This is a genomic window from Methylorubrum aminovorans (genome assembly GCF_022179725.1).
GTDB classification, from domain to species: Bacteria; Pseudomonadota; Alphaproteobacteria; order Rhizobiales; family Beijerinckiaceae; genus Methylobacterium; species Methylobacterium aminovorans.
Genome location: NZ_BPRC01000001.1, coordinates 224125 through 246793 on the forward strand (window position 1 = coordinate 224125; position 22669 = coordinate 246793).

Annotated in this window: 1 protein-coding gene (cut by a window edge); it reads left to right on the forward strand. The window is 69.2% G+C overall.

Going from position 1 to position 22669, the window contains the following annotated elements:
• Positions 1–22502, forward strand: the 3' portion of a protein-coding gene (locus MFF24_RS00945; protein ID WP_238221710.1) for an LEPR-XLL domain-containing protein. It extends 23515 nt beyond the left edge of the window; 22502 of the gene's 46017 nt are visible here — the last part of the coding sequence; the start codon falls outside the window, past its left edge; it ends in the stop codon at positions 22500–22502.
• Positions 22503–22669 lie beyond the last annotated feature (167 nt).

A 22669-nucleotide genomic window follows, 5' to 3' on the forward strand; every position in this document is an offset into this window, starting at 1 on the left:
GCACGATCAGCGGCGGCGTGATCACGCTGTCGGCGAAGTCCGGTCATGTCGGCTCCGGCGACGTCACGGGCAACGCGATCCTCAACCTCAACGCCGGTCAGCGACAGCGCGACCGGGTCGACATCGTGGCCGGCGGCAACGTCTCGGTGCGCCAGACCTCGGGCGACCTGCGCCTCAACAGCCTTACCGCCGGCGGAGATGTCGTCGTGGAGGTCCGCGGCGGCAGCCTGCTCAACGTGAACAACGTGGTCGTGCGCGACGAGCGCAAGGCGGCCGACCTGATCGGAGGCGTCTGGAAGGATCTCGCCCTCACGGCCGACGACGCGAACCGTAAGTTCAAGGAGACGCTCAGCGCCTTCGAGAGCAGCCGGCAGCGCGACTACAATGCCTATTGGTCCTACCGGAACCAGCAGGCGAATCCCGCCGTCTACGATGCGAACTTCGAAGTAAAGCTCAACGCCAAGACCGGCGAGCTGCAGTACTATGTCGACCTCTACGGCAAAGAGGCGACGGGCAAGGGGCTCACCGGCAGCGCCCTAACCACCTATGTCAGCAAGGCCGTCGCGACGATCGAGCAGAGCCGCACTGCGCAGTACCATGCGCTCCACCTGCAATACGGCGGCTACGGCAACGTCTATCACGCCGATCTCGCCGGCGATTACGCGACTTACTGGGCCATCCGGGGGGCGTCGAGCGGATTCGACGCGAGCACCACCGTCACGGCGACGGCCGCCTCACTGGCCAAGATCCAGGAGGCGACCCATGCGGCGCCGATCTCCGGCGATGCGATGATTGCCCGCGTCACCGCACAGATTGCGCAGCTCGAGAGCGAGGGCGGCAACACGCGTCTGAGCGAGGCCAAGATTCTGGAGCTCTACGAGATCGCGATCGACGCGGAGGCGCGCGGCGCGCGGTTGGCGGACGAGGCGTTCAGGGCGCTCGCCAGCTACGAGACCGCCTACGCCCGCTATGAGGTGCTGAGGGCGAGCCGGGTCAACGGTGCGATGACGCTGACGAGTGTCGAGCGCGATGCGCTGCGCGCGCAGTTCGGTAGCGACACGACCGGCAGCGGGCTCACCGGCGCCGCCAAGGACGACTACATCGACGCTCAGATCAAGGTGGTGCAGGAGTCCCGTGCGGACGAGTTCGCGAGGCTCTCGGCGCTGTTCTCAAGCGTTGCCAAGGGTGACCAGGGCACCTTCACCGCCCAGTACAACCTCTACCTGAAGCTGCGCGGCTCGTTGGTGAACGGTGTGCCTGCACTGACGAGCGCCGAAATCGCCAACCTGACCAGTACGTTCGGCACCGACGCCACCGGCGCGGTGCTGAGCGGCACGGCGAAGGACAGCTATGTCGCGGCCAAGATCCAGGCGACGCTCAACGCGCGCGGGGCCGAGTACACGAAACTGAACGCGATCTTCGCCAGCACCGCGGCGACCGACTTCGCCCGGCTGAACGCGGTCTTCGGGAGCACCGCGCTCACCGCCTACGTCATCGATCAGATCCAGCAGGTCGAGGCGTCCCGGACGATCGACTACCGCAACCTTGCGCCGACCTTCGGCAGCTTCCCCGGCGTCGTCGAGGGTGCTCAGAACAGCTTCACGACACAGTACGATCTGTATTGGAAGCTGCGCAGCTCGCTGGTGAACGGCGTGCTCAAGCTGACGAATGCCGAGATCGCCGATCTGACGCGCACGTTCGGCACCGATGCCACCGGCGCGACGCTGAGCGGCGCGGCCAAGGACAGCTACGTCGCGGGCAAGATCAAGGCGACGCTCGACGACCGCGCGACCGAATACGCGAAGCTGAATGCGGTCTATGCCGGCTTCGGTGACCGTTACCTGCCGAAGCTCGGCACGGCGTACCAGATCTACAGCGGCTACAAGGCGAGTGCCGACGCGGGCGGCATCGTGCGGATCACCGGCGCCGAGCGGATCGCACTGGCGGTGCAGTTCGCCGACCAGGCCAAGTTCCAGACGCTGGGCGAGATGTTCCTGCAGGCGGAAACCGCCAAGAAAGTCGTGGCGGCCGAAACCGCGCTCAAGGCGGAGTACGCGCGGCTTCACGCCGATTTCGGCAGCCTCGGCGACACCTACGATGCATCGCGGGTGGAAGCACGGTCCGACCAGGACAAGGCCCGCTACGACACCTATTGGAGCTACCGCAACCAGCAGATCGATCCGAGCATCTACAACGCATCCTTCACGCCGCGCCTCACGGGTCAGGCGCTGATCGATGCGGCGGGTGCGGCCCGCGCACAGGCTGCGGCCGAAACCCGGACCAAGATGTCGCCGGCCATCACCTCCGCCCTCCAGGCGGCCCAGGATGCGCGCGGAGCGGCGCTCACGGCGCAGTACCGGGCGCTCCACGCCTTCTTCAACAGCCTGCCGGGATCCGACGGCGAGAACGCTCTGACGGCCAAGAAGCAGGACAACCCTGCCTTCTTCGTCGATCGGGCGACCGCCAAGGGCATCGACGACAGCATCAAGCGCTGGACGAAAGAGGAACTGCTGAGCGCGGTCGGCCAGGGCCTGCTGAAGGAGGTGCCCAGCACCGTCGTCGACATCCAGAGCCCGATCATTAAGGGCCGCTCGATCAAGCTCGTCGCGGCCGGCAGTGTCGGCTCGACCAGCGACACCACACTGATCAAGGTCGGCCCGAACGCGCCGCCTCAGACGACCGAACAGCAGATCGATCTGGCTGCCGCCGAGCGCAGCGACCTCGTGTTCCTCACGGGTGAGCCGACCGCCGCCGACGTCATCTTCGCCAACAATGGCGCGACCGGAACCGTCACCTGGGTGGGTGGCAAGCCCTGGGACCTCACCGCGTTCATCAAGGACGGAAACGTCATCGATGCCACGCTGTTCATCGGCGGTCTGACGCAGAACGCAACCGCCGAAACCCGGGCCTACTTCAAGATTGTGTCCGTCACGGACACGGTGATCACCGTCGCCTTCTCCGGCAGCAAGACCTTCCAGGAAGGAAGCGCCCGCAACGTCACCTTCGGCGCCAGCATCGCGGTGAGCGGCGAGGCGCCGCGTGCTTCGGCGACGATGTCCATCGATCGGCTCAAGGCCGCCCCGGCCAGCGTCGAGCTGAGCTTCAGCAACGACGCTGCGACGAACCAAGGCGTGCTGACGCTCGCGAGCGGCACCTGGGACACCGCGCTCTACGCCGTCGGCGACACGCTCTTCATCGCCGGGGACACCACGAACACTACTGCCATCGCCACCAACGTGTTCCGGATCGCTGCGATCGCGGGCGGGGTGATCCGCCTCGAGGCCGGCCAGCTCTTCGACACGACGGGCGGCCTGAACGGCCGGCTCGCGGCCAACGTCGAGGTCGGTGTGCGGGCGACGGGGGCAACCGGCGGCGTTTCCGTCGTCAACCGCGCCCTGTCCGACCGGGACGCCAGCTTCCTGGCGGATGGGTTCAAGCAGGGAATGCGGATCGGCCTTGCCGGCGCATTCGGCGTGACGACCGCCAACGCGACCGGAGCCGCGACCTATTACGAGATCGCGAAGGCGGGCAAAGCAACCCTCGTCCTCGACACGGGCAATCTCGACGCGAACAAGCTCGCGCCGACCACCGAGACCGGCCGCAGTCTCATCGTGTTCCAATCGGCCAAGGATGCCGGGAATCCGTTCAACCTCGTCACCCGGCTCCTGATCCAGAAGCGCAAGGCGGTGGTGCTGGAGACCGCGGGAACGCTCGACGTCAGCGCGGGCGGTCAGATCTTCATCACCACGCCGTCCTCGGCGACGGTGGGCCTGATCACCTCCACGAATGGCCAGCAAATCCGCCTCAAGGGTGACAACGGCCTCGTCAACGGCCGCGGCGCCGCCGACACGAATGTCCGTGGCGGTGACACCATCCTCGAAGGCGGCCGGGGTGCCGTCGGCAGCGCTGAGAAGGCGATCGGCGTCGAGCTGACGGGAACCCTCGCGGTCCGCAGCGCGGAGAACATCTACATCACCGCCCGCGCGGGCGACCTGAAGCTGGAATCCGCCTTCACGGGCAAGGACATCTTCTTCACCGCCGACCGGGGCAGCATCCTCGACGGCATCGGGAACGACAACACCAAGATCGCGGCCCGCAACCTCACGCTGAAGGCGGCGGGGGCGATCGGCCAAGCCGGTCCCAACGCCAGCACACCCCATGTGGGCGCCGACGCCCTTGAGGTGAAGCTCACCGGGACCGTCCGGGCGAGCGCCACGGGGACCATCGCTCTGACGGAGACGGCGACCGACCTGCGGGTGGTGGCGATCACCACGACGGGCGACGTGATCCTGAGCGCGCAGGCCTCGATCCTCGACGGCGGCGACCTGACGAGCCCGCGCGACATCGACTCGGCGCCCGATCTGGCCGGCAGCGGACGGGCCAATGTCAGCGGCCGGTCCATCGTCCTCACGGCGGGCGACGGCATCGGCTCCGGCACCGACGCCTTCGAGTTCGACAGCAATGTCGGCGGCACCACGACCGGCCGGGTCACGCTTTCGGCCACACGCGGCAACATCGTCGTCGTCGAGACCGATGGCGACGTCCATCTCGCCAGCATCGCGGCCGCCGATAACCGCGTCGCCATCCTGACGGCCGCGACGGGCAGCATCCTCAATGGATCGACCGATTACAACGACAGCAACGGCGGCAGCTCGAACCTCGTCTCCGGCCAAGCCAAGCTGATCGCCTCGGGCAGCATCGGCACGGCGACGAAGCGCATCATCGCCAAGCTGAAGACTGCGACCGGCGACACCTATGGCGGCATCGAAGCCACGGCCGGCAATGATGTCTGGCTGTGGAACGTCGGCGGCCTGCGCGTGGGCGGCGTCACCGCGGGGGCCAAGACCGGCATCCAGGCCGGCGGCGCGATCAACGTGCGCACGTCGAGCCCCGTCACGATCATCACCAACCTGATCTCGAAGAAGTCCATCAACGTGTTCTCGGGCGAGGATACGACCCGGGGCGACGACCTCCTGCTGGTCAGCTCCGGCGTCACGATCTTCTCGACCGAGGGCTCCGTCACCCTCGCCGCCGGCGACGACCTCACTGTCGAGGCGGGCGCGGTGGTGAAGGCCAAGGGCGACATCGTCCTGAAGGCCGACTTCAAGGTGGTGAAGGACGCTGACGGCAACGATACGGTCGTGGCGTCCAACGAGGCCGCTGCCGTCCTCAGACTGCTCGGTCTCTTCGTCGGCCGCACGATCACGATCCAGGGCAGCAGCCTGGGCGGCACCTACCTCCTCGACGGCACGTTCATGACCGGTGAGCGCACCATCACCGTCAGCGGGAGCAACCCGAACGATCCCGACGAGGTGATCGCGCTCGACCGGATCTCGGAGGGCGCGCTCACGCGCCGCGGCTCCATCAGTCTGCTCGCCGGGGACGGCAACAACACGATCACATTCTCGGATGCGATCACCGTATCCACGGGTGCGATGAGCATCACCGGCGGTGCGGGCCAGGACGCCGTGACGCTCGGTGGCCGCCACACGCTCGACTCGCTGACGATCGATCTCGCCGGCGGCGACAACAGCCTGACTGCGACGGGCACCTACATGATGACCGGCGCGCTCGCGATCCGCACCGGCGCGGGCCGCGACGTCATCGACCTCCAGGGGAGCTATACCGCCGGCTCGATGGAGATCGACGCGGGTGACGGCCAGAACGACATCACTCTGACCGGCACCTACCGGAGCACGAACGCCTTCACGATCCGCAGCGGGTCCGGCAACGATGTCCTGCGGGATTTCCGCATGGTCGGCGGCGTCACCAGCCGGGCCGACATCGCGGCCGGCTCGCTCTCGATCAATTTGGGCGGCGGCAGCAACACCCTGCGGCTCTCGGGCGGCTACAACCTGCAGGCGGGCGCGATCACGATCACGACCGGCGCGGGCGACGACATCGTCGACCTCCAGGGAAGCTACGCGGCAAAATCGCTGAGCATCGATGTCGGCGCCGGCACCAACACGCTGACCCTGACCGGCTCTTACCGGATCGCCGACGATGTCACGATCGCGGCGGCGGGCGGCGCCGATACGCTGAGCGACCTGCGCGTCGTGAACGGCACGGTCGAGAAGGCCGATCTCGAAGCGCGCTTCCTCGCGATCCAGCTCGGCGACGGCGCCAACACGGCCACGCTCGTCGGCCGGTACGCGATCGGGGACGGCTTCTCCCTGACGGGCGGGACCGGCCGCGACATCCTGACCGACCACCGCGTGGCGGGGCTGGTCGTCACGAACGCCATCGCGCTCTCGGCGGCCTCGATCACGCTCGCGCTCGGCGGCGGCGACAACCACGTCGAACTCGCCGGCAGCCATGAGGCGAGAACGGGTGACTTCACGCTGACCACGGCCGCCGGCGTCGATACCGTCATCGATGCGGCGCGCGTCACCGGCGCCGTCGTCCAGACCGCGACGATCAAGGGCGCCAAGGTCGTCATCGATCTCGGCGCGGGCAACAACGCGCTGACGTTGCTGGGCACCACCGTCGCCACCTCGATGCTGGCGCTGACCAGCCTCGGTGGCAACGACAAGTTCGCCCTGCGCGGCCGGGTCCGCGCGGCGTCGACAACGATCAAGCTCGGCGCGGGCGACGACACGCTCGATCTCGCCGTCAGCGAACTTTCCGGCAATACCTCGGTGTTGGGCGAGGATGGGGCGGATGCGATCAACGTCGACCGCCTGCCCTCGCTCACCAGCAAGACCGGCAGCGCTACCGACACGCTCGATATCGACGGCGGCCAGGACACGGACACGATCCGCATCCAGCTCGCCGGCGCCTCGTCCTACCGCATCAACGTGAAAGACTCGGGCGATGCCAGCCGGGGTGTCGATACCCTGACGATCCTCGGCACGGATGAAGCGGACCAATTCCTACTGCGGCGCAACTTCGTGGCGCTCGTCCATCCGAACGCCGACGGCACCTACCCGGCGGGCACGGTCGTCGAGCGGATCAACTACGACATGAGCGTCAACGGGCGCGTCGTCGTCGAGGGCGGCAAGGGCAACGACCGCTTCGCGATGGACGACACCTCGGCGCTGATGACCGTCGACGGCGGCGAGGGCAACGATTTCTTCCAAGTCGGACAAGTCTTCGCGAGCCTGCGCGACACGGCCAACGGCCTGCTCGGCGAGGACGTCTTCGTCACCACGCAACTCTCGTTCGGGGGCTATCTCTCCCGCGGCATCTCGATCCCGGCCGTCATTTACGGCGGCACCGGCGACGACATGTTCCAGGTCTACTCGAACAAGGCGGACCTGCGCCTCGAAGGCGAGGATGGCGACGACACCTTCATCGTGCGTGCCTTCGCCCTGGCCGGGTCCAACCCACAGGACAACAAGATCAAGCTCAATGCCGGCGCCGGCAACGACCGGATCGAGTACAACATCAACGCCCCGCTCGAGATCGACGGCGGCACCGGCTTCAACAAGATCGTCGCCCTCGGCACCGAGTTCGCCGACACCTTCGTCGTCACGAGCGACGGCATCTTCGGCGCCGGTCTGTCGATCCGCTTCAGCAACATCCAGGCGGTCGAGGTCGACGGCTTGGAGGGCGACGACACGTTCTACGTGCTCTCCACCCCGCCGGGCGTCGTCACCACCCTGATCGGCGGGACCGGTAGCGACACCTTCAACGTGGCCGGCGATGTCAGCGGCGAGGTCGTGGCGCGCGACGCCAAGGGCAACTCGGCGGTCATCAACCACACCGCCGCAAGCACCGACAAGCGCTACGACGGCCTGTTCGTGCCGGGCATCAACGCCTCCGTCGCCGCGGCCGATCGCGGCAGCGTCAGTGACCAGGGCGGTCTGACGCTTCGCGAAGATTCGGTCATCACGGCGGTGGGTGCCGTGGGCAGCAGCATCGGCTCCTACCAGATCGCGCCGCCCACCCCGACGCGGACCCAGCTCGGCCGGACCGATTGGGCGGTCGTCACCGTCTCCGCCGCGCAGGCCTCCGCGCAGTCGCGGGCGCTGGCCGGAGACGCGGGCACGGTCGAGGTCTCGACCGACGGCGTCACTTGGTCGGACGCCCTCACAATTCGCTTCGTCACGGAACTGAAGAACGGCGTCTACGTCTGGAAGCCCGAGCTGACGGGGACGATCCTCGTCCGCGCCAAAACGGATACGGCCGCCGAGGGCGAGCAGAGCGTGGCCATCGGCCACTCCGTCATCAGCTCGAACGACGAGGTAAGCTCCACTTACCTGCGCACGACGCTGGTCAAGGTCATCGACAACGACAAGCCGGGCCTGATCATCGTCGAGAGCGGCGGCAACACCTCGGTCGTCGAGAGCTCCCTCAATCGGGCCGCCCAGGCGCAGAACAAGGACGGCTACACCGTCGTCCTCAACAATCCCCCGCAGGCCAACGAGACGGTCACCGTCACCCTCAGCCTGCCGCGGGATCGCCTCTCCCAGCTCGTCTTCACCGATGCCGCCGGCAACGCGCTGCCGACCGACGGGGACGGCTTCGCGTATCTCACCTTCAATGCCGGCAATTGGGACAAGCCACAGACCGTGCAGATCTCGTCGCCGGCCGACGTTACGCCCGAGAACCGCTATGTCGGGGAGATCACCCACCTCGTGAAGAGCACGCTCGCCGGCACGGGCGGCGAGGGCTTCTTCAAGGCGGCGCTCGTCGGGGAACCGGTGGTGCGTGTCCAAGTGACGGACGGCAACACGGCGGGCGTCGTGGTGACCCCGGCCGAGGGCGGCGTCGTCGTGACGCCGGACCAGCCGTCCCATTACGACGTGGTCTTGACGACCGCGCCGCAGGGATCGGTGACGATCACGCTGGCGGGTGACGGCCAGACCATCACCGACAGCGACGATCCGCGCTTCACGCGGGCGACCGCGTCGAAGCCGGCGACGATCACGTTCGACGCGTCGAACTTCGATCAGGCCGTGCGGGTCAAGGTGCTCAGCAACCCCGACGCCACCAAGGTGACCTCGGACCTCAAGACCTTCTCGCGCCAGACGCACGAACTCAGCCGCATCGAGGGACCGCTGGTCCTGATCGGTGGCGCCGGTCCCGACAGCCGCTCGCTGACCCCTGCGATCGTCCTGCCCGGCGAGACCAACCGCCCGGTCACGCGCGACATCGCGATCGACCCGACCAAGAAGGATTTCGATAAGGTCTCGCTCTTCAACGACTCCACCACGGCGGGCGTGGACGGCGTGGTGAACGCCGACCACATCTCCGGCTTCGGAATGTCGCTTCTCTACGTCAACACGGCCGCGAGCGGCAGCGCCACCAACGTGACCTTCAAGGGCGGCGTGACCTACCGCGACATGTCCTCGGTCGAGCTGCTGCTCGGCTCGGGCACCGACCGCGTCACGGTGGAGGGGACGGCGATCGGCACCCTGACGACGATCCATGGCGGCGGTGGTGCCGACACGATCACCGTCAAGGCCTCGCAGGGCACGCTCGCACTGTTCGGCGACACCAGCGCAGACCGCAGCCGCTACAGCGCCTCGGACAGCGTCCGCACCGGCGGCGCCATCGCCTTCCGCGACGAAGGGACGATCGATGTCGATGCCTCCATCGTCAGCCACGACGACGTCATCGACGCCTCGGGCGCGACCGGCCTCGTCATCATCGACGGCGGCGCGGGCAGCGACGCGATCAAGGGCGGCCAGGGCCGCAACCTGATCGCCGGCGGCACCGGAAACGACAGGATCGAGGGCGGCAACAGCGCCGACATCATCCTCGGCGATTCGAGCTTCAACCTCGACGACGTGAAGCGCATCGTCACGATCGCCGATCCCTTCATCGAGCAGCCGCGGGCCGCCGGCACCGACACGATCGACGCCAAGGGCGGCGACAACGTCATCCTCGGCGATCACGGCCAGATCTATCAGGACGGCTCGGCGACCGCCGGCATCGCGCTGACCGGCAACCACGTCGTCACCCGCGTGGTCTCGACCTATCCGGACGTCGGTGGCAGCGACACCATCACCGCGACCGACGGCAACAACGTGATCATCGGCGGCTTCGACGCCGACATCATCACGGCGGGCGCGGGCAACCACGTCATCCTCGGCGACAACGGCGAGGCCGTCTTCGCAGGCGGCGTGCTGACGATCCTCCGCAGTCTCGACGGCGCGATCGGCGGTGACGACACGATCAAGGCGACCGACGGTGACACCACGATCATCGGCGGCGCGGGTAAGGACGGCATCACCGTCGGCGCCGGCACCCACGTGATCCTGGGCGATACCGGCGAGGCCCGCTTCGTGCCCGGCACCCGCCTCGTCGGCGGCGTGAGCGTTCCGGTCCCGGTCCTGCTCTCCATCAAGTCCGCGGACAACGAGGCTGCCATCGGCGGCGACGACCGCATCGTGTCCGGTGACGGCAACGTCACCGTCATCGGTGGCGCGGGGGCCGACACGATCACCCTCGGCAAGGGTCGTCAGGTGATCCTCGGCGACAGCGGCTCGGCGACCTTCGCGGACGGCCAGATCGCAACCATCACCTCCGTTGCGACCGCGATCGGCGGCGGCGATACGATCACGGCGATGGAGGGCGACACCACCATCATCGGCGGCTTCGACAGCGACACGATCAAGGTCGGCGCGGGCAACCACGTCATCCTCGGCGACAGCGGCAGGGCCCAGTTCGACGCCGGATCCCTCGTCTCGATCGAGAGCATTGATCCGGGCGTCGGCGGCGGTGACATCATCGAGGCCATGGACGGCGACACCACGGTGATCGGCGGCGCGGGCTCCGACCGGATCACCCTGGGCAAGGGCCGCCAGGTCGTGCTCGGCGATAGCGGCTCGGCGACCTTCGCGAACGGCAAGATCCAAGACATCACCGCGACCGCCACCGCGATCGGCGGTAACGACACGATCACGGCGAGCGAGGGCGATACCACCATCGTCGGCGGGGCCGGCGCGGATGGAATCGAGGTCGGGGCGGGCAACCACGTCATCCTCGGCGATAGCGGCCGGGCGGTCTTCACCGCCGGCACGCTGGTCTCTGTCGAGACGATCGATCCGGGCATCGGCGGCGACGATACCATCCTGGCCAAGGACGGCAGCGCTACGGTGATCGGCGGCGCGGGTGCCGACCAGATCACCCTGGGCAAGGGCAGCCAGGTCGTGCTCGGCGACAGCGGCTCGGCCACCTTCATCGACGGCACCATCGCGACGGTGACCTCGACCGCGACCGAGATCGGCGGAAACGACACGATCGAGGCGGCCGACGGCAACACGACCATCCTCGGCGGTGCGGGCGCGGACACGATCAAGGTCGGCGCGGGCAACCACGTCATCCTGGGCGACAGCGGCAAGGCGGTCTTCCGCAACGGCCGTGCCCAGCGCATCGAGTCGATCACGCCCGAGATCGGCGGAGCCGACATCATCGCGGCCGAGGACGGGGAATCCCGCATCATCGGCGGCGCGGACGCGGACACCATCACCACCGGCGCGGGCAACCACGTCATCCTCGGTGACAGCGGCGAGGCCGACTTCACCGTCACGGTGACGAACGGCGTGACGACGAGCGTGCTGGCGCGGATCGCCACCACGGCGCCCTCGATCGGCGGCGGTGACACGATCACCTTCGGCACGGGCAACAACGTCGTGCTCGGCGGCGCCGGCGGCGATACCATCAAGGGCGGCGACAAGGGTGCGTTCATCCTGGGCGACAACGGCGTCGTCACCTTCGATGCCCTCGGCCTGATCCGCCGCGCGCTCTCGCTCGACACCGCCATCGGCGGCGACGACAGCATCACGGTGGGCAACGGCGACAACGTCGTGCTCGGGGGTAGCGGACGCGACACGATCACCGCCGGCGACGGCAGCAACGTCGTGCTCGGCGATAGCGGCCAGGCCGATTTCGAGGCCGGCGCCCTCATCGAGATCGCGAGCCTCAGCCCCGAGGTCGGCGACAAGGATACGATCGCGCTCGGCAGCGGCCGCAACACCGTCATCGGCGGTGCCGGCGGCGACAGCATCACCGCCGGGTTCCGGAACGGCGTGAAGGTCGGCACCGGCACCAGCGTCATCCTCGGCGATGCCGGCCATGTCCGGCTCACCGCCGCGGGTCTGCCGATCCTCGCCGAGACGACCTACGACAATGTCGGCGGGGACGACACGATCACCGTCGGCGACGGCGTGGCCGTGATCCTCGGCGGCTCGGGCAGCGACACCATCGCGGCCGGCAACGGCCGCAGCACGGTGCTCGGCGACAACGGCCAGGCGACCTTCGACGCGCAGGGCCGCGTGCTCCTGGCGGCGACCACTGCCGCGACGGCGGGTGGGCGCGACGAGATCACCCTGGGTGATGGCGGCAGTGTCGTCATCGGTGGCGTCGGCGCCGACAAGATCCAGACCGGATCGGGCGCGGACGTGATCCTCGGCGACAACGGCAGCGCCGTGTTCCTGAACGGGATTCTGGTCTCGATCGAGACGATGGAATCCACCTTCGGCGGCGGCGACGCCATCGTGGCGGGCGAGGGCGACAACGTGGTGTTCGGCGGCGTCGGCGCCGACGACATCACCACGGGGGCCGGTCTCGACATCATCCTCGGCGACGACGGTGCGGCGACCTTCGCCCAGGGCAAGCTGGTGCGCGTCTCGACCAAGAACGAGAGCGTGGCGGGCGACGACAGGATCCGCGCGGGCGACGGCGACAACGTCGTGCTCGGCGGCTCGGGCAGCGACGCCATCACCACCGGCATCGGCGCCGACCTCGTGTTCGGCGACAACGGCGCCGTCGAGTTCGTGGACGGTGTCCGCCGCGACGCGCTCAGCGAGCGCGCCGGCGGCGGTCGCGACACCATCGTCACCGGTGCGGGGGCGGACCTCGTCATCGGAGGCCTCGGCGGCGATACGATCGATGCCGGCAAGGACGATACGGACGCCGACATCGTTTTCGGCGACAACGGCCACGTCACCTTCGACGACCTCGGCCGCGTCTCCCTGGCCGAGACCCTCGACCCGACGCTGGGCGGCGACGACGAAATCCAGGCGGGCGCAGGCGCCAACTTGATCCTCGGCGGTGCGGGCTCGGACACGATCACGACGGGTGCCGGCGCGGACATCGTGCTGGGCGACAACGGGACTGTCACCTTCACAGGCGGAATCCGCCTCGAGGCCAAGAGCGATCCAGCCGGCGGCGCCCGCGATACGATCCGGACGGGTGCCGGCGCGGACCTCGTCATCGGCGGCCTGGGCGGCGACACGATCGATGCCGGCAAGGACGACACCGACGACGACATCGTCTTCGGCGATAATGGTCACGTCACCTTCGACGATCTCGGCCGCGTCAAGCTCGCTCAGAGCGCCGACCCGACCATCGGCGGCGACGACAGCATCGAGGTCGGCTCCGGCAACAATCTCGTCATCGGCGGTGCCGGCTCGGATACCCTCACAACGGGAACGGGCGCGGATATCGTCCTGGGCGACAACGGGGCTGTGACCTTCACAGGCGGAATCCGCCTCGCGGTGACCAGCAGCCGTGACGGCGGCGCGGCCGACACGATCAACACCGGTTCCGGTGCGGACCTCGTCCTCGGCGGCCTCGGCGCCGACACCATCGATGCCGGCAAGGATGACGCGGATGCCGACATCGTCTTCGGCGACAACGGCCATGTCACCTTCGACGCTCAGGGCCGGGTGAAACTTGCCGAGAGCCTGGATCTCGGCCTCGGCGACGACGATACCATCGTGGTCGGCGGCGGCGACAACATCGTCCTCGGCGGCGCCGGTGCCGACCGGATCACGGCGCTCGGCGGCAACGACGTGATGCTCGGCGATGACGGCCGCGCCACCTTCGAGACCAGCGGGCGCGTCAAGCGGGCCGAGAGCTTCGACCTCGGCTTCGGTGGCAACGACACGATCGATGTCGGAGCCGGCGACAACGTGGTCATCGCCGGAGCCGGCAGCGACGTCGTGACCGCACTCGGCGGCAACGATGCGGTGATCGGCGACGGCGGCTTCGCCGAGTTCGATGCCGGTGTGCGCGTGGTCTTCGTCTCGGCCGATACGACGGGCGCCGGCAACGACCGGATCGCAGTCGGCGACGGCGACAACGTCGTGCTGGGTGGCTCGGGGACCGACACCATCACGACCGGCGCAGGCGTCGACGTGGTGCTGGGCGACAACGGCACGATCCGCTTTGCAGGCGGAATCCGCCTCGAGATCATCAGTGACCGGAGTGGTGGCGGCTCCGACACGATCACCACCGGAGCCGGTGCGGATCTCGTGCTCGGCGGTCTCGGCAGCGATACGATCGATGCCGGCCAGGCCGACGCGGACGCCGACATCGTGTTCGGCGACAACGGCCACGTCACCTTCGATGTGACTGGTAGCGTGATCCGTGCCGCGAGCTTCGATACCGGCTTCGGCGGCAACGACGAGATCAAGGTCGGCGGCGGCGACAACCTCGTCATCGGCGGCACCGGGGCCGACACCGTCACGGCTTTGGGCGGCGGCGACATCGTCATCGGCGACCACGGCTACGCGGTGTTCGAGGCCGGCATGCGGATCGCTTTCGCCTCGACGGACACCGCCGACGGCGGCAACGACCGGATCGAGGCCGGCGACGGCGACAACCTCGTGCTCGGCGGCTCGGGCAGCGATACCATCACCACGGGCGCGGGCGCCGACATCGTGCTGGGTGACAACGGCCTCGTTGCCTTTGAACTCGGCATCCGGGCGCGGGTGGTCAGCGACCGCAACGGCGGGGCGCGCGACGTCATCGCGACCGGCGCGGGCGCCGACGTGGTGCTCGGCGGTCTCGGCGCCGACACGATCGACGCGGGTCAGACCGACACGGATGCCGACGTGGTCTTCGGCGACGGCGGCCAGATCACCTTCGACGGGCAGGGCCGCGTGAAGCGGGCCGAGAGCCTCGATGTCGGCTTCGGCGACGATGACGAGATCAAGGTCGGCGGCGGCGACAACCTCGTCTTCGGAGGTACGGGCGCCGACACCGTCTCGGCTCTGGGCGGCAGCGATGTCGTCATCGGCGACCATGGCTATGCCGTGTTCGCGGGTGGCGTACGGGTCGAGTTCGCCTCGACCGACACGACGGACGCCGGCAATGACCGGATTGAGGCCGGCGACGGCGACAACATCGTGCTCGGCGGTTCGGGCAGCGACACGGTCGTCACCGGCACCGGCGGCGATATCGTGCTGGGCGACAACGGCCTCGTCCGGTTCGAACTCGGTCTGCGCGCCAGCGTCCAGAGCAGCCGCGATGGCGGGACGCGCGACGTCCTCAAGACGGGTGGGGGGGCGGACGTCGTCCTCGGCGGCCTGGGCGCCGATACGATCGATGCCGGCGGGGACGACTCCGATGCCGACATCGTGCTGGGCGACGACGGTCGCCTCACCTTCGATGCTCAGGGCCGCCTGAAGCGCGCCGAGAGCCTCGATCCGACCTTCGGCGATGACGACGTCATCGAGGCCGGCGGCGGCGACAACGTCGTCATCGGCGGCGCCGGCAGCGACACCATCACCACGCTCGGCGGCAACGACGTGATCCTCGGCGACCACGGCACCGCGCTGTTCGAGGGAGGCGTGCGCGTCGCTTTCTCGTCGACCGATCCGGACGACGGTGCCCGCGACGTGATCAAGACCGGCGACGGCGACAACATCGTCATCGGCGCCGTCGGTTCCGACGACATCACCACGGGTTCGGGCGCCGACATCGTTCTCGGCGACATGGGCAGCGTGGCCTTCGAGAACGGCCTTGTCCGCGAGGTCACCACCACCGATGAGCGCCGCGGCACGGGCGACGTCATCCGTGCCGGCGACGGCGACAACATCGTCCTCGGTGGCGCGGGCCAAGACGAGATCGCCACCGGCAAGGGTGCGGATCTCATCCTCGGTGACTTCGGCGAGGCGAGCTTCACCGGCGGGCGTTTCGTGCGCGTGGCCAGCCTCAATCCGAACCGCGGCGACGACGACACGATCGTGGCGGGCGATGGCGACAACGTCATCCTCGGCGGCTTCGGCAGCGACACCATCACCGCCGGCTCCGGCGCAGATGTGGTGCTCGGCGACAACGGCCTCGCCACGTTCCGCACCGACGGCAAGCGGATGCTCGTCCGCACCACCGATGTGGAGATCGGCGCGGCCGACACGATCGCGGCGGGCGACGGCGACAACCTCGTCCTGGCCGGCACGGAGGCCGACACGATCACCGCCGGCAAGGGCGCCGACGTGATCCTCGGCGACTTCGGCTCGGTCAGCTACGACGCAGCCGGCCTGCTCCAGCAGGTCCTGTCCACCGATACGGGTCTGGGCGGCAACGACACGATCACGGCCGGTGACGGCAGCGACACCATCCTCGGCGGCTTCGGCTCCGACACGATCACGGCGGGCGACGGCGCCAAGACCGTGCTCGGCGACAGCGGCCAACTCGACCTCACGGCCGGCGTGCCGACCCTGATCCAGACGCTGACGCCGGCCATCGGCGCGGCGGATACGATCAAGCTCGGCAACGGCCGCAAGTTCGTCATCGGCGGTGCCGGCGGCGACCTCATCGATGGTGGGTCCGGCGACGCGATCGTCATCGGCGATGCCGGCTTCGTCCGGCTCGTCAATGGCAGCCCGGTTCGGGTTGAGAGCACGGATGTCACCGTGTCGGGCGACGACACCGTCACGCTCGGCGCCGGCAACGGCGTGGTGCTCGGCGGCTCGGGTGCGGACAAGCTGACGCTCGGCACCGGCCGCTCGGTGGTTCTCGGCGACAACGGCAGCGTCGATCTCGACGCGTCCGCGCGGCCGGTCGAGATCACCTCGACGGCACCGGAGGTCGGCGGCCGCGATGTGATCGTGGTCGGCGACGGCGGCTCGGTGGTGATCGGCGGCTTTGGCGCCGACACGATCAGCACCGGCTCGGGCTCGGACGTAATTCTCGGCGACAACGGCGCGGTGACGCTCTCAGCGTATCTTCCGGTCTTCGTTCGCACGACGAATGCGGGCGTGGGCGATGCGGACGAGATCCGCGCAGGCGAGGGCGACGACGTCGTGCTCGGCGGCGTCGGTGGCGACACGATCGTGACGGGCTCGGGCCGCGACACGGTGTTCGGCGATGCCGGTCAGGTGCGCTTCGACGCGAAGGGGCTGGTCGAGCGGGCCGAGAGCCTGGACACGGCCATCGGCGGTGACGACAGCATCGAGGCAGGCGCGGGCGACAACCTCGTCATCGCCGGCGCCGGCGCCGACACGGTGACGGTGCTGGGCGGCAACGACATCGTGCTCGGCGACAACGGCGCGGCGGTGTTTGCCGGCGGCGTGCGGGTGAGCGTGGCCACCACGGCGACCGCCGACGGCGGCAGGGACACGCTGAACCTCGGTGACGGCAACAACCTCGCCCTCGGCGGCACGGAGGCCGACGCGATCAGCTCCGGCAAGGGCGCCGACGTGATCCTCGGCGACTTCGGCTCGGTCAGCTACGACGCAGCCGGCCTGCTCCAGCAGGTCCTGTCCACCGATACGGGTCTGGGCGGCAACGACACGATCACGGCCGGTGACGGCAGCGACACCATCCTCGGCGGCTTCGGCTCCGACACGATCACGGCGGGCGACGGCGCCAAGACCGTGCTCGGCGACAGCGCCGGGCTCGACTACGCTGCGGGTGTGCTCACCCTGGCTCAGAGCCTGGCTCCAGCCGTCGGCTTGGCCGACACGATCCGCCTCGGCAACGGCCGCAAGCTCGTCATCGGCGGAGCCGGCGGCGACACGGTCGAGGGGCAATCGGGCGACGCCATCGTCATCGGCGATGCGGGTCTCGTCCGGTTCGTCAGCGGCAGCCCGGTTCGTGCCGAGAGCACGGATGTCGAGGTGTCGGGAGACGACACGATCACGCTCGGCGCCGGCAACAGCGTGGTGCTCGGCGGCTCGGGCGCGGACCGGCTGACGCTCGGCGCTGGCCGCTCGGTCGTGCTCGGCGACAACGGCAGCGTCGATCTTGACGCCGCTGCCCGGCCGGTCGAGATCATCTCGACCGCACCGGACGTCGGCGGCCGCGATGGGATTGCGGTCGGCGACGGCGGCTCGGTGGTGCTCGGCGGCTACGGCGCCGACACGATCAGCACGGGTTCGGGCTCCGACGTGATCCTCGGCGACAACGGCGCGGTGACGCTCTCGGCCTTCATTCCGGTCTTCGTTCGCACGACGCATCCGGGCGTGGGTGACGCCGACGAGATCCGGGCGGGCGAGGGCGACAACGTCGTGCTCGGCGGCGCGGGCGGCGACACGATCGTGACCGGCTCGGGCCGCGACACGGTGCTGGGTGATGCCGGTCAGGTTCGCTTCGACGCCAAGGGTCTGGTCGAGCGGGCCGAGAGCCTGGATACCGGCCTCGGCGGCGACGACGCTATCGAGGCGGGCGCGGGCGACAACCTCGTCCTCGGCGGCTTCGGTGGCGATACCATCACCACCGGTCTCGGCGCGGACGCCATCCTCGGCGACAGCGGCGAGGCCCTCTACGCGGCCGGCCGTCTGGTTCAGGCGCGCAGCCTGGATGCCGGGATCGGCGGTCGCGACACGATCAAGGCCGGCGACGGTGCCAACATCGTCATCGGCGGCATGGACGCCGACCTCATCGAGACCGGCTCGGGCCGCGACGTGATCCTGGGCGATAGCGGCCTCGTGCGCCGCGACGCCGACGGCCTCGCGCAGGCGGCCTCGACCGACACCGCGCTCGGCGGCGACGACACCGTCCGGGCGGGCGAAGGCGACAACTTCGTCCTCGGCGGCTTCGGCAGTGACATGATCGAGACCGGGGCCGGCGCGGACATCGTGCTGGGCGACAGCGGCGAGGCCCGGTTCGAACTCGGCGTCATCGCCTCGGTGACGACGCTCGATGCCGTCCACGGCGCGGGCGACACGATCCGGGCCGGCGCGGGCGACAATCTCGTTTTCGGCGGTCTGGGCGGCGACGCCATCACCACCGACGCGGACGCCGACGCCATCCTCGGCGACCAGGGCCGGGCCACCTTCTCCGGCGGCGTCGTGGTCGTGCTCGAGACGATCGACCCGACCGCCGGCGGCGACGACCGGATCGAGGCTGGCGCGGGCGACAACCTCGTCCTCGGCGGCGCCGGTGCGGACCGCATCGTCACCGATACGGGCGCCGACATGATCCTCGGCGACAACGGCCGGGCGGATCTCGCCCTGTCCGCCGGTCGCGCGGTGATCCGGCGTGTGGCGGCGACCGATCCGCTCGCGGGTGGCGACGACCGCATCGAAGCCGGCGAGGGCAACGATTACGCCGCCGGCGGCACCGGGGCCGACGTGATCCTCGGCGGCGGCGGCCACGACGTGCTGTTCGGCGACCACATGCTGTACGACCGGGCTCTGCCGGTGAACCAGCGCGCGGTCTCGATCTTCACCGCAACCACCGACGGCGGCGGCAACGACACGATCGAGGGCGGCGCGGGCGACGACTTCCTGTACGGCCAGCAGGGCGACGACACGCTCCGCGGCGACGCAGGCGACGACGACCTCACCGGCGGCCACAACGTGCTCGGCGGCGGCGACGGCGACGACGGTATCAACGGCGGCGACGGCGCCGACGTGATCCTCGGCGACAACGGCGTCATCACCCGCAACATGCTCGTGGACGACGTGAAGTCGGTCACGTGGCAGCGCAATCCCGGCACCTTCGCCGACACGGTGAGCCGCGACGTGCTGCGCTTCGACCTCATCGACTTCGTCGGCGGCAACGACGCGATTGCCGGCGGCGCGGGCGATGACCGGATCTTCGGCCAGATGGGCGACGATCTCATCTTCGGCGAGGAAGGCTCCGACGAGATCGTCGGCGGCCTCGGCCGCGACCGGATCGATGGCGGTACCGGTGTCGATTACCTCCTCGGTGACGAGGGCCGGATCGCCCGCGCCTACACCGGGGACGGTGCCGCGGTGCTCAACAGCGACGGCACCTGGCACCGCGACGTGGTGCTGGAGGAGATCGGCACGGTCACGGCCGCCATCGCCACCGACGCGCAATCGTCGGCCGCACGCACCGGCGACCTCGCCGAGAAGCTGGCGCAGGCCGACCTCGTTCTCGCGGTCGGTGCCCGCGACGGCTCCGGCACGCGCCTGACTACGGGCACGGGGGGAGCCTGGGCGACCTCGGCACTCACCGTCTCGCTGGCCCTGGCCGACGACGACATCATCGCGGGCGGCGAGGGCAACGACGTGCTGTTTGGCCAGCGCGGCAACGACATCCTGATGGGTGTCGGCGGCGACGACCTGATCTACGGCGACCGCGCCTCGAACCTGTCGGAGACCGCCTCCGACCGACCGACCATCGTCAATGCCGTCCGGCTGATCGGTGCGGCGCCGGAGACCGGCCTCGTGCTGCCGCTCGGCGGCGAGGTCGTGGTGCCGGCGCTCAACCTCCTGCCCGGCGCGTTTGGCGCCGGCACCCCGCGCATCGAGGTCTATCCGTCGATGGCGGGCGTGGTCTCCGACATCGCCGGGTCCGATCCGATCCGGCGCGGCGACGGCGCCACGCTCACCGTCTACGCCTCGCTGGTTCCGAGCCTCTACGGCACCAACAACGTGCTGGCCGGCAACGACACCATCGAGGGCGGCGCGGGCAACGACACGATCTACGGCGACAGCAGCGAGACCTACACGCTCGACGTGACGGCCTTCGCTGCGCTCAACGGCCAGATCGACAAGGTCTCGGCCTCGGCCTCCGATCTGCTCGGCGTGTTCGCCACGCTCAGCCGCGGCGTCGCCCTGCTTCAGGGCGGCCCGAGCCGGACGATCACCTACGGAAACGACACCATCCGCGGTGACGAGGGCGACGACTTCATCGTCGGCGATGCGGCACGCACCGTCGTGCAGGGCGGGGGTCCGCTGCGCAGCCTGTCGGTCGATGCGGCCCTCGCGCTCAGCGAGGCCCTCTCCGACCTGCGCTCGGTCATCACCGACCTCGCGATGACCGGCCGGGTCGCGCAGGCGGCGGTGACGGTGAAGCTGGAGACGATGGCGCAGAAGCCGCTGAATCGGATCCTCGCCGAAGGCCTGCCGGAGGGGATGGGGACGAACCACGTGGTGTCGATCAGCAACGACACGATCGAGGGCGGTGCGGGCGACGACCTCGTGGTCGGCGATACCCTCGTCCTGTTCCAGCCCGGTGTGGCGCGCGGCCTCGCGGTCCACGATCCCGCGACCGCCTCCGCGGCGGCCGGGATCGAGGCGGCCGTCACGGCCCGCGTGGCCGAGCGATTCGCCGCCATGCAGCAGCACATCGCGGTGGACTATCCGGTCGATCTGAAGCCGGTGGCGCTCCACTGGATCGCCTCCATCGCCTCCCGTGGCGACAGCTTCCTGAGCGGAAACGACCGGATCGGTGGCGGCGACGGCAACGATCTGCTGATCGGCGATGCCGGCTTCATCCAGCTGCCGGCCGCCAACGCCGCGCAGAACCAGCGCGCGACGGCCGCGACCCTTGCGGAGGATCGTGCCCAGATTGAAGCCCGCGTGCTGGGCGCCGGTGCGGCCGGCCAAGACGGGGATCTCGACGCCTGGAATCGTGCGGCCTGGGATGCCCTGGTCGGCAGCATCTCCGGGTGGCGCCATCCGCTCTACGGCGGCCTGGCCTGGAGGAGCCCGTTCGGCTTCGCCAGCCAGCAGAGCCTGACGGAGGGCTACCGCGGCTGGATCGGGGCTCCGGGACGGGGCGGCTTCGATCTGCAGAGCGTGCTGTTCGATCTCCGCTTCATCCTCGGCATGCCGGACGGGGCAACCCCGGCCTCCGGCGTCTATGCCGGCGCGATCAAGGCAGGTGAGGACATCATCGCGGGTGGTGCCGGCAGCAACCGGATCTTCGGGGCGAAGGCGACGCTCGTTCCGACCGTCGACGCCGATGGCCGGATGGTCGGCCCGAGCAGCTTCACGGTGCTGCTGCCGACCCATCTCGGCATGGTCCAGGGCAGCTTCACACCGATGCTGTTCCCCAACAGCATCGGTGTGATCAACACGGCCGGCGTCGGGACGCAGTTCCTCAACTTCCACTACGGTGTCGCGGTGGCGGGACGGTGGGGGGCCTCGTCGCTGGCGGCCTACGCGCAGACCTACGGTGCCTCCGCTCTCAACGCCGCGGCGTCGCAATACGGGGTTCCGCAAGGCGCGCAGACCGGTGCCGATCAGATCAGCGAAGGCGACAGTGGCATCAAGGTGATCGGCTTCCACAAGAAGCGGGCAATCTGGTCGTTCGATGCCGGGCTGACCCTGCCGTCCTTCTCGGCAACGGCGGCCAACACCCTGACGCCGACCGCGGTCGCCGGCCGTTCGGCCACGATCGAGGGGCTCGCCCATAAGCCGCTGCGGGCCACCGAGGTGATCCGCTCCATCGAGGGCGGCGACATCGTCCTGCGTCCCTCCAGCCGGCCGGCCCCCACTCCGTCGAAGTACGACACGTGGTACTTCGACGAGGCCAAGGGCAGCCTAGTGGAGCAGGCGACGAGCGAGGACGACATCCTCTTCCTCGCCAAGCGCTTCGGCGATCCGACGTTGCCGGTGAAGTGATCGCGGCCGAAGGGATGGTTTGAAGACAACTTGGAAGCCGCCGCCCAGTGAGAAAACCGGGTGGCGGCTTCGATCGTTTTCATAGGCGCATCGCCGGTGGCCACGCGCGGGAATCTGGGGCGTTGCGGTTTCTGTCGACGATCGCGTTCGAGCTCGCCGAGGCGCCT